The organism is Microbispora sp. ATCC PTA-5024, assembly GCF_000511135.2.
Classification (GTDB): Bacteria; Actinomycetota; Actinomycetes; order Streptosporangiales; family Streptosporangiaceae; genus Microbispora; species Microbispora corallina.
Window position 1 is genome coordinate 178,266 of record NZ_KI866524.1, and the last position, 12,934, is coordinate 191,199.

Here is a 12,934-nt window from a genome sequence, read left to right on the forward strand (position 1 = left end):
CACTCCGCCGTGAGCGGTGACGGCGCGGACGGCGCCGGGCCGGTGGCTACGCTGAGCGCATGACCCGAGCTGACAACGACAAGCCGGTCGTGCTGTCGAAGATCTACACGAAGACCGGCGACGACGGCACGACCGCCCTCGGCGACCTGAGCCGCACGCGCAAGACCGACCCCCGCCTGGCGGCGTACGCCGACGTCGAGGAGGCCAACGCCGCCATCGGGGTCGCCCTCGCCGCCGGCGGCCTGCCCGAGGACGTGACGGCCGTCCTGGCCCGCGTGCAGAACGAGCTCTTCGACGTCGGCGCGGACCTGTGCACCCCGGTCGTGGAGAACCCCGAGTACCCGCCCCTGCGGATCGAGGAGACGTACGTCGCCTGGCTTGAGGAGCAGTGCGACCTCTTCAACGCCTCCCTCACGCCGCTGCGCAGCTTCATCCTCCCCGGCGGCACCCAGGCGACGGCGTTCCTCCATCTCGCCCGCACCGTCGTACGGCGGGCGGAGCGGTCGGCCTGGGCGGCGCTGGAGGCCCACGACGACGTCAACCCGGTGGCGGCGACCTACCTCAACCGCCTGTCCGACCTCATGTTCATCCTGTGCAGGATCGCGTCAGCCGGCCAGGAGATCCTCTGGAAACCCGGCGCCACGCGGTGACACTTGCCTCGCCTCCCGCGCGGCGGGCTCGGGGCGCCCTTGAGGCCGTGAGGTCGTGCCGGAGGCGCGCCATGAGCACAGCCCTCGTCGCTCAGAAGCTCGTCCCTCGCTTCCTCACTCCTCAGTCCAGACACGGCCGCGCCCCTCGCGTGACACTTACCGCGGGGTTCTAGGCGGCGTCGAGGTGGGCGCTGGGCGGGGCGGATTCGAGCCAGGCGAGGAAGCCGGTGAGGGCGTCCTCGCTCATGGCGAGGGACAGCGGGCCGCGCTCGGCGGAGCAGACGACGGTCCAGTAGCCGGCGGGCCCCTCGTCGGTCCCCAGCATTCTGCGGCTGGAAACGGTGAGGCCGCGCCTCGCGATCGCGTGGCGCGGCCTCAGTCGCAGTCCCAGAAAGGGGATCCAGTGGAGCTCTCCCCCTACGTAGCGGGCGACCCCGCTCTTCCAGCCTCCATGGCCGTCTCGTACGCGACAGACGACCGTGCCCCGGCTCCGGGCCAGGGCGACTCCGCGCACCACGAGGAACGCGGCCAGGGCGACGACGCCCGCGAGTATGTCAAGCGCCGCCATCGCCGCCCTCCTTGTCGAGAGTCAGACCTCTTCGCCGGCCGCACGCAGCCGGGCCGCCGCACGCTTGGCTTCCAGCCGCGCGTCCGCGTCCTCCTGATCGGCCTCGATCGAGGCCTGAGCACGCTGCAGCGCGTCCTTCGCCGCGGCGACGTCGACCTCGGACCCGAGTTCGGCCGCCTCCGCGAGGATCGACACATCGTTGTCGGCGACGGAGATGAACCCGCCGTGGACCGCGGCCACGAGGTCGGCCTCGGCACCGCGCTTGACGCGCAGCACCCCGCCCTCGACGAGGACACCGAGAACAGGAGCGTGTCCCGGCATAATACCGATCTCGCCGTCCACGGTCTTGGCAATGACCATGTCGGCCTCGCCGGTCCAGATCTCGCGCTCCGGCGACACCACGCCCACGCGAAGCTTTGCCACTTCTCAGCTCCCCTTCCAAGGAGACGCCCGGGACGCCCGTACGGCCCGCGTCAGATGCGCGGGGCCGTACGGGACGTCGAGACGGGCCTCAGCGCTCGAGTTCCTTGGCCTTCGCGATGGCCTGCTCGATGCCGCCGACCATGAAGAACGCCTGCTCGGGCAGGTGGTCGTACTCGCCGGCGCACAGACCCTTGAAGGACGCGATCGTCTCGTCGAGCGGGACGAACTCGCCCGGCTGGCCCGTGAAGGCCTCGGCCGCGTACATCGGGTGCGACAGGAACCGCTCGATGCGGCGCGCCCGCTGGACGGTGACCTTGTCCTCTTCGGAGAGCTCGTCGATGCCCAGGATGGCGATGATGTCCTGCAGTTCCTTGTACTTCTGCAGGATCCGCTTGGTCTCCTGGGCGACCGCGTAGTGCTCGTCACCGATGATCTGCGGGTCGAGGATCCGCGAGGAGGAGTCGAGCGGGTCCACCGCGGGGTAGATGCCCTTCTCCGAGATCGGCCGGGACAGAACGGTCTGCGCGTCGAGATGCGCGAACGCGTTGTGCGGGGCCGGGTCGGTGATGTCGTCCGCGGGGACGTAGATCGCCTGCATGGAGGTGATCGAGTGCCCGCGGGTCGAGGTGATGCGCTCCTGGAGCACGCCCATCTCGTCGGCGAGGGTCGGCTGGTAACCCACCGCGGACGGCATGCGGCCGAGCAGCGTGGACACCTCCGAGCCCGCCTGGGTGAAGCGGAAGATGTTGTCGATGAACAGCAGCACGTCCTGCTTCTGCACGTCGCGGAAGTACTCCGCCATCGTCAGAGCCGACAGCGCCACCCGCAGACGGGTGCCCGGGGGCTCGTCCATCTGGCCGAAGACGAGCGCGGTGTCCTTGAGGACGTCCGCCTCCTCCATCTCCAGCCACAGGTCGTTGCCCTCACGGGTGCGCTCGCCGACGCCCGCGAACACCGAGGTGCCCGAGAACTTCAGCGCGACGCGGCGGATCATCTCCTGGATCAGAACGGTCTTGCCGACGCCCGCGCCGCCGAACAGGCCGATCTTGCCGCCCTTCACGTACGGCGTGAGCAGGTCGATGACCTTGATGCCGGTGGGCAGCATCTCGGTGCGGGCCTCGAGCTGGTCGAAGGCCGGGGCCGGCCGGTGGATCGGCCAGCGCTCGTTGACCTCGATGGACGCCTTCGGCGCGTCGAGCGGCTCGCCCAGGGCGTTCCACACGTGGCCCTTGACCGCGTCGCCGACCGGCACCGAGATCGCGGCGCCGCTGTCGGCGACGGCCGCGCCGCGGACGAGGCCGTCGGTGGGCTGCATGGAGATGGCCCGGACGATGTTGTCGCCGAGGTGCTGGGCGACCTCGAGGGTCAGGGTCTTGGTCTCCCCGCCGAGCGTGACGTCGACGGTGAGCGCGTTGTAGATGTCCGGCATGGCCTCGACGGGGAACTCCACGTCGACGACCGGACCGGTGACGCGGGCCACCCGGCCCACGTTGGTCTCAACAGTCTGTGCGGTCATTTCACTCTTTCCCCGCTGCGGCGTCAGCCAGCGCGTTGGCGCCACCGACGATCTCGCTGATTTCCTGGGTGATCTCGGCCTGGCGAGCCTGGTTCATCTGCCGGGTGAACACGCCGATGAGCTCGTTGGCGTTGTCCGTGGCCGACTTCATGGCCCGCCGCCGCGCGGCGTGCTCCGACGCGGCCGCCTGCAGCAGCGCGTTGTAGATGCGCGACTCGATGTAGCGCGGCAACAGCGCGTCGAGGACCTCGCCCGCGGCCGGCTCGAACTCGTAGTACGGCATGGGGCCGTCCGCGGGCTCCGGCGCCTCCTCGACCTCGAGCGGCAGGATCCGCCTGACGATCACGTTCTGGGTCAGCATGGAGACGAACCCGGTGTAGACGACGTGGATCTCGTCGATCCCGTCCTCTTCCTTGAACGAGTCGATCAGCGCGCCGGCGATGTCCTTGGCGTGCGCGTACGACGGGTTGTCGGAGAAGCCGTCCCACTCGCCGAACAGCTCCCGGCCGCGGAACTTGTGCCAGGTGAGGCCCTTGCGTCCGACGACGTACGGCCGGACGGCCAGGCCGCGCTCGGTCAGGTGACCCTTGAGCGCCTCCGCCTCGCGCAGCACGTTGGCGTTGTAGCCGCCGGCGAAGCCGCGGTCGCTGGTGACGATCAGGACGCCCGCCGTGGCCGGCTGCTCCTTGGCCACGGTCAGCGGGTGGTCGACGCTCGCCGTGTTGGACAGGACGGCCGACACCGCGTGCGTGATCTCACGCTCGTACGGCACGGCCGCCTGCATCCGCTGCTGCGCCTTGACGATGCGCGACGAGGCGATCAGCTCCTGCGCGCGCGTGATCTTCGCGGTGGACTTGACCGACCTGATCCGCCGCCGCAGCAGTCTCAGCTGGGCACCCATGCGTTACTTCGCCTCGGTCTTGCGGACGTGCTTGACGACCTTCTCCTGGCCGACCTCGGCGGCGTCGAGCGCCTCCACCGGCTCGTCCCTGACCAGCAGCTCGCCGCCGGAGGTGGTGAAGCCCTTCTTGAACTCCGTGACGGCGTCCTTGAGGGCGGTCACCGTGTCGTCCGACAGGTCCCTGGTCTCGCGGATGCTGTCGAAGACGCCCTTCTGCGTGCTCTGCAGGTAGTCGAGGAACTCGGCCTCGAAGCGCCGGATGTCCTCGATCGGGACGTCGTCGAGCTCGCCGGTGGTGCCGGCCCACACCGACACGACCTGCTTCTCCACGGGGAAGGGGCTGTACTGCGGCTGCTTGAGGAGCTCGACCAGGCGGGCGCCGCGCTCCAGCTGGGCGCGGGAGGCCGCGTCCAGGTCGGAGGCGAAGGCCGCGAATGCCTCCAGGTCGCGGTACTGCGACAGCGACAGACGCAGCGTGCCGGCCACCTTCTTCATGGCCTTGATCTGCGCGGAGCCGCCGACGCGGGACACCGAGATACCGACGTTGATCGCCGGGCGGACGCCGGCGTTGAACAGGTCGGTCTCCAGGAAGCACTGGCCGTCGGTGATCGAGATGACGTTGGTCGGGATGAACGCCGAGACGTCGTTGCCCTTGGTCTCGATGATCGGCAGACCGGTCATCGAGCCGGCGCCCATGTCGTTCGACAGCTTGGCGCAGCGCTCCAGCAGCCGGGAGTGCAGGTAGAACACGTCGCCCGGGAAGGCCTCGCGGCCCGGCGGGCGGCGCAGCAGCAGGGACACGGCGCGGTAGGCGTCGGCCTGCTTGGTCAGGTCGTCGAAGACGATCAGGACGTGCTTGCCCTGGTACATCCAGTGCTGCCCGAGGGCGGAGCCGGTGTAGGGGGCGATGTACTTGTAACCCGCCGGGTCGGAGGCCGGGGCGGCGACGATGGTGGTGTACTCCATCGCGCCGGCCTCCTCCAGACGGCCGCGCACCTGCGCGATCGTGGAGCCCTTCTGGCCGACGGCGACGTAGATGCAGCGCACCTGACGCGTGGGGTCGCCGGAGAGCCAGTTCTCCTTCTGGTTGAGGATGGTGTCCACCGCGATCGCGGTCTTGCCGGTGCCGCGGTCGCCGATGATCAGCTGGCGCTGGCCGCGGCCGATCGGCGTCATGGCGTCGATCGCCTTGAGGCCGGTCTGCAGCGGCTCCTTCACCGGCTGGCGCTGGACCACGGAGGGGGCCTGCAGCTCGAGCGCGCGGCGGGCCTCGGCCTCGATCGCGCCCTTGCCGTCCAGGGGGTTGCCGAGGGGGTCGATCACGCGGCCGAGGAAGTCGTCGCCGACGGGGACCGACAGGACCTCGCCGGTGCGCCGGACCTGCTGCCCCTCCTCGATGCCGCTGAAGTCGCCGAGGACGACCGTGCCGATCTCGCGCACGTCCAGGTTCAGCGCGAGGCCGCGCGTGCCGTTCTCGAACTCGATCAGCTCGTTGGCCATCGTCGAGGGCAGGCCGGAGACATGGGCGATGCCGTCGCCGGCGTCGACGACGGTCCCGATCTCCTCGCGCGCGGCACCTTCCGGCTCGTACGCCTGGACGAAGCGCTCAAGCGCCTCCCGGATCTCGTCCGGCCGGATCGTAAGCTCCGCCATCTCTTCTCTGTCTCCCTATTCGCCTTCAGCCGGCCAACCGGCGGCGGACTTCTTCGATACGTCCGGCGATCGTGGTGTCGATGTAGTCGTCCCCCACCCGCACGGAGAAACCACCGAGCACCCTCGGGTCCACCTCGACGTTCAGGTGGACGTCTCGCCCGTAGGTGGCTCGCAGCCAGGCCGCGAGCCGCTGCTTCTGCTCCTCGCCCAGCGGAACCGCGCTCCGCACGACGCCCACGAGGCGCTCGCGCGCCCGGGCCACGATCCAGCCGTACTCCTCCAGGGACGTCTCAAGGCTACGTCCTCTGGGGTGCACGACGACCTGCGTCACGAGGCGGATCGTGGTGGGGGCCGCCCTGCCGTCGAGGAGCGCGGCGAGCAGCTCCCGCTTGCGCTCCCCCGGGATCGCGGCGTCGCTCAGGACGCGGCGCAGGGCGGGGTTGGCGGCCAGGATGCGGCCGAACCGGAACAGCTCGTCCTCGACGTCGTCGAGGCGGCCGTCGGACTCGGCCTCGGCGGCCGCGGCCATGACGCCCACGCGCTCGAGGGCGTCGGGGAGGTCGCCGGCGCGCGACCAGGTCGCCCGGACCGCGGTGGCCGCGACCTCGATCGCGGCGGCCGCGATCCGGCCGTCGAGCAGCCCGCGGAGGACCTGCTCCTTCTGGTCGGCGGGCCGGGCGGGGTCGGACAGACCCCGCCGCAGCCCGTGCTCCCGGTCGAACAGATCGGCGACGGCGAAGAGGTCGTCGGCGAGGGCGCCGAGATCAGCCGACGCCGCGACGGCGTTGAACCGCTGCTCGACCTCGGAGACGGCCGTCCTGCTCAGGCCGCGCATCAGCGGACCGCCTCCGGCCGGGCCTCGAGCTCGTCGAGGAACCTGTCGACGATGCGCCGCTGGCGGGCCTCGTCCTCCAGGGACTCGCCGACGATGCGGGAGGCGAGCTCGGTCGACAGCCGGCCGACCTCGTTCCGCAGCTGGGCCAGCGCCTGCTGGCGGTCGGCCTCGATCTGCGTGTGAGCCGCCTCGACGATGCGCCGGGCCTCGGCCTGGGCCTCCTCGCGGAGCTCCGCCTTGATCTGCGCGCCCTGCTCGCGCGCCTCCTCACGCAGGCGGGCCGCCTCCTGGCGGGCCTCCGCGAGCTGGGCGCGGTACTGCTCCAGAGTGCGCTGGGCTTCGGCCTGGGCGTCCTCGGCCTTCTTGATGCCGCCCTCGATAGCCTCGGTCCGCTCGGCCAGCGTCTTCTGGATGCGCGGGGTGAGGATCTTTCCGACGACAATGAAGACGACGAGGAAGGCGAAGCTGCCGACGACCAGTTCGTAGGCGTGCGGGATGAGCGGGTTCTCCGCTCCCTCGGCCGCCAGGACCGTAGCTGCCAGAGTCATGGGGTGCAGCCTTCCTTATGGTCGTCTTACTTGATGCCTTGGAAGATGAACGGTGCGACGAGGCCGATGAGGGCCAGCGCCTCGGTGAGAACGAAGCCGAGGAGCATGTTCTGGCGGATGAGCCCGTACGCCTCCGGCTGGCGGGCGATGGCCTGCACGCCCTGGCCGAAGATGATTCCCACGCCGATGCCGGGGCCGATGGCGGCAAGGCCGTAACCGATGGCGGTGACGTTGCCGGAGACCTCAGCGAGAACGCTCATTGCTTGATTCCTTTACTGGTTGGCCGGTGAGTGCTTCACCGGTCTGGTCTACGTCAGTGGGGACTCGGTGCTCTGTGGTGCTCAGTGCTCGGGGTGGAGCGAGCCGCCGATGTACATGGCGGCGAGCAGCGTGAAGAGGAACGCCTGCAGGAACTGGATGAACATCTCGAAGCCGGTCATCACGATCGCCATGATCACGCCGACCACGCCGAGTCCCGAGCCGAGAGGCGTCAGCTTCTCGAAGAGGAACCAGAAACCGACGGCGCTGAAGAACGCCAGGATCATGTGGCCCGCGAACATGTTCGCGAAGAGCCGGACAGCGTGCGTGAACGGCGCCAGGATCAGGTTCGACACGAGCTCCAGCGGGGACAACAAGATGTAGATCGGCTTCGGCAGTCCCGGCGGGAACATCATGTTCTTGAAGTAGCCGCCCAGCCCCTGGTTCTTGATACCGAGGTAGATCTTGATCACGTAGACCGTGACCGCGAACACGATCGCGAAGGCGATGTGCGAGGGCACCGGAATCTGGATCAGCGGGACGACGCCGAAGAGGTTCCACAACAGGATGAGGAAGAACATGCTGAGGAGCATCGGCATCCACCGCTCGGCGTCCTTGCCGAGAAAGGGGCGGGCGACCTGGTCGCGGACGAACTGGTAGCCCATCTCGCCGATGTTCTGCATTCCCCGGGGCACGAGCTTGGGATTGGCGAAGGCGCTCCACGCGAGCGCGCACACCAGGATGGCGCCGATCAGGGCGAACACCACGGGCTTGGTCAGCCAGGCCGGCGCGCCATCGTACAGCGGCGGGAAATCGAAGATGGACGGCCCCGGCGCCTGGAAGTTGTCCTCGGCGACGAGCACAAGGGGGGTCACCTGGTCACCTCGCCTACCCGCTCGGGGCCGAATCCCCGAAGCATGTGCTTGTTCGTCCGTTCGCTACGCTCGCGCACGGGCGTTCCCTTCAGAGTGATCGATCAATAGAAGAGCGTGGGAACCGGGCCGGTTCTCAGCGGCAGTACTTCCAATAGACGAGGTAGCCCGCCAGTACGACCCCAACGATTACGCCTATGGGGATGAACGCATACACGCCGGTCCACCGGCTCAGCAACCAGCCGAGGCCGCCCCAAACCAGGATCCCTGACAGCAGATAGCTCGGGACGGACCAGGCGGCGTCGGCGAAGTCGCGGCCGTCGCTCTCGGGCCTGCGCTCCTGTTCGCTCATCGCGAGCACGACGATAGCAGGAGCCATGCGGACTAGTCATATCGGGCTGCCCCGCGTGCCCCGGCGTCACCGGCCCCGTCCGGGGACCTCGGCGTCGGGCTCGACGTACAGCAGCTTGAGCTTCATGAACCCGCGCATCTCGCCGACGGTCCACGTCAGCGTGCACAGGATCGTCGCCAGGGCGAACACCCTGGAGTCGAACGCGGTGGTCCCGCCGAAGGCGGTCAGCGCGGCCATGATCGCGAGCACTTTGACGACGTATCCGACGACCGCGGCGGTCATCATCGCCACCGGCGAGATCCGGCCGGCCCAGGACACCGCCACGAGGCTCACGGTGAAGAAGGCGGCCACCAGGACGACGCCGATGCCCGCGCCCAGCGCACCCCCGGCTCCGGTCAGCACCGCCGCGACGATCACCGCGACGAGACCGACAACGAGGGTCGGCACGGCGGCGCCCTTCAGCACGCGCACGTCGTTGGCCTGCATCGGTACTCCATAGTCGATTGTCAAGCGAGCGATTGCTACCTCAGGGGGCGGCGTCGTCCTCACCCCTGCTAGTGAAAGCTATCACAAGCTCCGGAGTGCGACCTTTACCTGCCGTTTCGGGTGGGCTGACGGGTTGCCGCGTCCCCCCGGCGCTGCTCGGGAGGCAGCGAGGGCGAGGGGAGGACGGGCTGGCCGGGTGTGCCGAACTGCTCGTTCTGGCCGCTCTGACCAGGGTGTCCGGCCTGACCGGGCCGGCCCGGCTGACCCTGCTGGGCGGAGCCGCCCGGCCACACGGGCTGGTCGGCGTACGGGTGACGGGCGGCCGGCGGGCGCGCGGCCGGCCCCGGAGAGGCCGGGGACGGCTGGGACATGGGCACCGCGGGGATCACGTCGGTGGCCTCGGCCTCCGCCGTCGCCCCCGGTTCGGCGGAGCCGGCGCCGGATGCCGGGCGTCCGGCCGCGTGCGCGCCGACCTTCCGGTAGCGGAGGGCGTCCCGCCGGGAGCGCCAGCGGGGCAGCGCCATCATGACCAGCACCGCCACCGCGAGCAGGATCGTGAGCGGGAAGAGGATCAGCGGAACGCCCCCGATCGACAGGCCGACGATCGTGAAGGCGAACAGGAACGTCCACGCGTACATGATCAGGACGCTGCGCCGGTGCGAGTGGCCGATGTCGAGCAGGCGGTGGTGCAGGTGGCCGCGGTCGGGGGCGAACGGCGACAGCCCGGCCGAGGTGCGGCGGACGACGGCCATGATCAGGTCGGCCAGCGGCAGGATCATGACGGCGATCGGCAGCACGAGCGGCAGGATGACGGGGAACTTGTTGATCTTCACGGCGCTCGGCTCGACCGACGACGTGATGGTGATGAGCGAGGTGGCCAGCAGCAGCCCGATGAGCATGGCGCCGGTGTCGCCCATGAAGATCTTGGCCGGGTTGAAGTTGTGAGGGAGGAAGCCCAGGCACATCCCTATGAGGATGGCGGCGATGGCCGCCGTCACGTTGATGCGCGAGCCGTTGCTCGTCTGCGACAGCGCGATGGAGTACGCGAAGGTCGCCATGGCGGCGATGCCCACGATGCCGGCGGCCAGGCCGTCGAGGCCGTCCACGAAGTTCACCGCATTGATCACGACGACGACGATCAGGATCGTGATGACGGTGCGCAGGGTGCTGTCGAGGCCGGTCGCACCGCCCATGAACTGGGGCAGCGGCAGGAACGGCAGGTACATCCCGAAGTAGACCAGCAGGCCGCCCGCGGCGACCTGGCCGCCCAGCTTGACGAGGGCGTCCATCCCCAGCCAGTCGTCCAGGAAGCCGGTCACCACGATGAGGGTGGCCGCCGAGAGGATGGCGAACGCGGTCTGCCCGCTCTGCCCGTTGCCGAAGGCCCCGCCCACGTACGGCAGGTGCGTCGCCGTGATGATCCCGGCGACCAGGCCGCCGAACATCGCAAGCCCGCCCAGCCGGGGGGTCGGCACCTTGTGCACGTCCCGCTCCCGCACCTCCGGGGCCGCGCCGATGCGCAGCGCGAAGGCCCTGACCGGCGGCACCAGCAGGTACGTCACCGTTGCCGCCACGAGTGCCAAGAGCAGATATTCCCGCACGGACCTAGTTTCCTGGATAGGCGAGCCAGTTGTGACGGGAAAACAGCACAGACCGCCCTATTCCTCGCGGGGATATGCCGGATGCGTCGCGGTCAGCCCCTTTACCCGTTCGAGAACCGACGCTATCGCACTCAGCTGCCCCATGGCCTGCAGGACGACGGACCTGATCTCCTCCATTTCGGGCAGGGGTGGGCGGCACCGGGGGCGCCGGGCCACATCCGCGCGCCGTTCCGCCTGTGCCCGCGTGGTGCCGGACGCCCGGCCGTTCCCGTTTTCGCCGCGGTTTCGGTCGTACGGCGTGCCCGAATCTCCGTCCGATCAGGAGAACGCGTGCGGCGCGCCGGTGCGGCTCGGCACCCAGCGAGGCGTGTCCGCCGCCTGATCGCTGATCGCCGTGAGCACCGCCTGCCGGTACATCCCCAGCCGGGCCCGATACTCGGCCAGGTCCTGCACGTAGCGCCCGGCGACCGGCGCGTCCCAGACGTCCTTGCTCTTCGCCTGCTCGTACGGCTTGTCGAGCGAGCGGGTGAGCTGGTCCATCAGCGGGACGACCTGGAGCCAGAGATCGACGAGCCTCTGGTACTCGGGGTTGAACACCCAGCCCGTCGGCTGCCCGCCCGGCGTCAGCAGGTCGGTGCCGGACGGCGCAGGAGGCGTCTCGCCCGGCTGCAGCGGCGTCGGCGCCGGCGGGTCGACGTACGTCACGATCGCACCTCGCAGATGTCGGCCGGTCGATTTAGATGCGGCCCGAAACCAGGGCCGGTCATCCCGTCGTGCGTGGCGGTACGGGCGTCTGCGACCGCCACGGGTTCGCGGGGGGCGTTCACGCTCAGCCTCCCGGCGGCGGGATCGGGGCGTCGGGCTCGCCGGGATCGACGCTGCCGGACGGTCCGTCCGGCCCGATGTCCCTCGGCACCCACTGGCCGGTTCCCCACTCGCCCTTCGGCACGCTGACGCTCGGCATGTCGACGGGCTCGATCTCCCGATGGTGGTCGACGAGCATCCGCAGCACCGCGTCGCCGTCGTGCCGGGCGGGATAGGTGAGGACGTCCCCCGGCTGGGCCGCCGCGAGCGCCCGCGGATCGGGTACCGCTCCCCCGCCGTACTGGTCCGAGCAGGGGCTGTCCCCCTGGTCGGCGGGGGCGTCCCCGGCGTATCCGCCGGAGCCGCTCGCGCCCGTCTCGCTGGAGGCCGATCCGTTCGCGCCGGTGCCGTTCGTGCCGGCGTGTGCGGCGGCGGCGCCCGCCGCGTCACCGTTGGGCGTGCCGTTCCCCGAGGTGCCGGCGTCGGCGGGGTGACCAGCGGCGGAGGCGGCGTGCGAGGCGTGGAACGGCGCGTGGTGCTCAGGGGTGCCCGGTACGGCCTCGGCGTTGCCCGTGGCGTACGGATCCTCGGTGAGGTTGTCCTCCGGCGTGCCGACGTAGGCGCCCTCGGGGTCCTCGGGGGCGAGGCCGGCATGGGACCCGGCGCCCGTCCCCGTCGCGGCTCCGGAGTGCGAGCCCGTCGCAGCCGCGCCGGAATGGGCGCCGGTGTCCGTGGCGGTGCCTGTAGCCGTGCCGGTGCCCGTCGCCGTTCCGGAGTGGGACACCCCGCGCGCGTCACCGGTGGCCGTGCCGGCTGAGGTACCCGTGTCGGCTCCGGTGCCGGTGCCCGTTCCGCTTCCCGCGGTGGAGGGGTGGTCGGCGACCGGATGACCGGGTTCGAGCGGCTCGACGTACCCGGGCGGCCCGTCGGGATGGGGGCCGGTCGCGCCGCCGCCCGCGCTGCCCGCGTGGGCGTGCACGGTCGGCATGTCGATCGGCTGGACGTCCTGCATGTGCTGGTTCAGATCGGCGATGTAGTCGGCGCTGGGCTGGTTGAGCGGGGTGCTCACGACCTTCACGCCGTCGACCACGATCACCTGACGCCCGGCCCTCTGGTCGATGTCGTCGGGGTGGTCTTTCCCCGGCGTGTCGATGATCTGTGAGTCGTCCCGCCCGTTCGACGGCTGGTCCCCGAGCGGCGCCGAGCCGTCCGACGTCGCATGTCCGTTGGGCGAGCCCGTCGCCGCGCCGTCGCCGGCGCCCTGCCCCGTGCCGTTGCCGGTCGGCTGCCCCGCCCCGGTCACGGTGCCGCCGGTCGCCGAGCCGTCGGACGCATGCCCGGTCCCGGTCGCCGCGCCGGTCGCCGTGCCGTTCGGCATGCCATCGCCGGTGCCCGTGCCTGTGCCCGTCACCGCGCCGTCGCCGGCGCCCTCGAGGAAGCCGTAGTCCCAGTCCTGCTCGATTCCCC

Annotated in this window: 14 protein-coding genes and 1 pseudogene; 1 reads left to right on the forward strand and 14 read right to left on the reverse strand. The window is 70.3% G+C overall.

What is annotated here, in order from left to right; genetic code table 11:
* The first annotated feature begins 59 nt into the window (after nucleotides 1-59).
* The gene (locus MPTA5024_RS21575; protein WP_036327398.1) at nucleotides 60-650 is read left to right on the forward strand and encodes a cob(I)yrinic acid a,c-diamide adenosyltransferase; all 591 of its coding nucleotides are present in this window, start codon (nucleotides 60-62) and stop codon (nucleotides 648-650) included.
* Nucleotides 651-819: 169 nt separating this feature from the next.
* On the opposite strand, the gene MPTA5024_RS21580 is transcribed toward MPTA5024_RS21575, so the two are convergent.
* The 14 genes and pseudogenes from MPTA5024_RS21580 to MPTA5024_RS21645 form a co-directional block, all read right to left on the reverse strand.
* On the reverse strand, nucleotides 820-1,218 hold the full coding sequence (locus tag MPTA5024_RS21580) for a DUF2550 domain-containing protein (RefSeq protein ID WP_036327399.1): 399 nt from the start codon (nucleotides 1,216-1,218) through the stop codon (nucleotides 820-822).
* A 21-nt stretch (nucleotides 1,219-1,239) separates the two neighbouring features.
* A complete protein-coding gene (locus tag MPTA5024_RS21585) occupies nucleotides 1,240-1,641 on the reverse strand; it encodes a F0F1 ATP synthase subunit epsilon (protein WP_036327401.1) in 402 nt (133 codons plus the stop codon).
* An 88-nt stretch (nucleotides 1,642-1,729) separates the two neighbouring features.
* A complete protein-coding gene (gene atpD, locus MPTA5024_RS21590) occupies nucleotides 1,730-3,157 on the reverse strand; it encodes a F0F1 ATP synthase subunit beta (RefSeq protein WP_036327403.1) in 1,428 nt (475 codons plus the stop codon).
* Between the two features lies 1 nt (nucleotide 3,158).
* The gene (locus MPTA5024_RS21595; RefSeq protein ID WP_036327405.1) at nucleotides 3,159-4,058 is read right to left on the reverse strand and encodes a F0F1 ATP synthase subunit gamma; all 900 of its coding nucleotides are present in this window, start codon (nucleotides 4,056-4,058) and stop codon (nucleotides 3,159-3,161) included.
* 3 nt (nucleotides 4,059-4,061) lie between these two features.
* On the reverse strand, nucleotides 4,062-5,711 hold the full coding sequence (atpA, locus tag MPTA5024_RS21600; protein ID WP_036327407.1) for a F0F1 ATP synthase subunit alpha: 1,650 nt from the start codon (nucleotides 5,709-5,711) through the stop codon (nucleotides 4,062-4,064).
* A 25-nt stretch (nucleotides 5,712-5,736) separates the two neighbouring features.
* Nucleotides 5,737-6,546, reverse strand: a complete 810-nt coding sequence (locus MPTA5024_RS21605; protein WP_036327408.1) for a F0F1 ATP synthase subunit delta — start codon at nucleotides 6,544-6,546, stop codon at nucleotides 5,737-5,739.
* Complete coding sequence (locus MPTA5024_RS21610; RefSeq protein ID WP_036327410.1) at nucleotides 6,546-7,094, reverse strand: F0F1 ATP synthase subunit B; 549 nt, start codon at nucleotides 7,092-7,094, stop codon at nucleotides 6,546-6,548. The genes MPTA5024_RS21605 and MPTA5024_RS21610 overlap by 1 nt, the downstream gene beginning before the upstream one ends.
* 26 nt (nucleotides 7,095-7,120) lie before the next feature.
* Nucleotides 7,121-7,354, reverse strand: a complete 234-nt coding sequence (gene atpE / locus MPTA5024_RS21615; RefSeq protein WP_036327412.1) for an ATP synthase F0 subunit C — start codon at nucleotides 7,352-7,354, stop codon at nucleotides 7,121-7,123.
* Nucleotides 7,355-7,435: 81 nt separating this feature from the next.
* Complete coding sequence (atpB, locus tag MPTA5024_RS21620; protein ID WP_036327415.1) at nucleotides 7,436-8,227, reverse strand: F0F1 ATP synthase subunit A; 792 nt, start codon at nucleotides 8,225-8,227, stop codon at nucleotides 7,436-7,438.
* 133 nt (nucleotides 8,228-8,360) lie between these two features.
* Nucleotides 8,361-8,576: a hypothetical protein gene (locus MPTA5024_RS21625; RefSeq protein WP_036328981.1), complete on the reverse strand. Its 216-nt coding sequence runs from the start codon at nucleotides 8,574-8,576 to the stop codon at nucleotides 8,361-8,363.
* Between the two features lie 66 nt (nucleotides 8,577-8,642).
* On the reverse strand, nucleotides 8,643-9,062 hold the full coding sequence (locus MPTA5024_RS21630) for a hypothetical protein (RefSeq protein ID WP_036327417.1): 420 nt from the start codon (nucleotides 9,060-9,062) through the stop codon (nucleotides 8,643-8,645).
* Between the two features lie 104 nt (nucleotides 9,063-9,166).
* Nucleotides 9,167-10,663 carry a glycosyltransferase family 4 protein gene (locus MPTA5024_RS21635; protein WP_198167319.1) on the reverse strand — a complete coding sequence of 499 codons (1,497 nt, stop codon included), beginning with the start codon at nucleotides 10,661-10,663 and terminating at the stop codon, nucleotides 9,167-9,169.
* 318 nt (nucleotides 10,664-10,981) lie between these two features.
* Nucleotides 10,982-11,368 carry a hypothetical protein gene (locus MPTA5024_RS21640; protein WP_036327419.1) on the reverse strand — a complete coding sequence of 129 codons (387 nt, stop codon included), beginning with the start codon at nucleotides 11,366-11,368 and terminating at the stop codon, nucleotides 10,982-10,984.
* Nucleotides 11,369-11,492: 124 nt separating this feature from the next.
* Nucleotides 11,493-12,934, reverse strand: a pseudogene (locus MPTA5024_RS21645) (hypothetical protein); the annotation flags it as partial.